The sequence below is a fragment of the Stenotrophomonas sp. Ste96 genome (assembly GCF_024519495.1).
Taxonomy (GTDB): Bacteria; Pseudomonadota; Gammaproteobacteria; order Xanthomonadales; family Xanthomonadaceae; genus Stenotrophomonas; species Stenotrophomonas bentonitica_A.
Genome location: NZ_JALJRX010000061.1, coordinates 1 through 270 on the forward strand (window position 1 = coordinate 1; position 270 = coordinate 270).

The 270-nt window shown below is 69.3% G+C and carries 1 pseudogene; it reads left to right on the plus strand.

Annotation, left to right across the window (positions count from 1 at the left end):
- A pseudogene (locus OC373_RS18820) lies at nucleotides 1-270 on the plus strand (ribose-phosphate diphosphokinase); the annotation flags it as partial.

A 270-nucleotide genomic window follows, 5' to 3' on the forward strand; every position in this document is an offset into this window, starting at 1 on the left:
TGGAGGAGTCGTTCGACTGGCTGGTGACCGTGGACCCGCACCTGCACCGCGTCGACCGCCTGCAGTCGCTCTACCGAATGCCGGCGGCCCACGTATCGGCGACCCCAGCGGTGGCCCGCTGGATCGCCCAGACCGTCCCCGACGCGGTGCTGATCGGACCCGATAGCGAGAGTGAGCAATGGGTCGCCGACATCGCGGCCCGGTCCGGCATGCCGTACCAGGTGCTGGCCAAGGAACGCCATGGCGACTATGACGTGCGCGTGAGCCTGC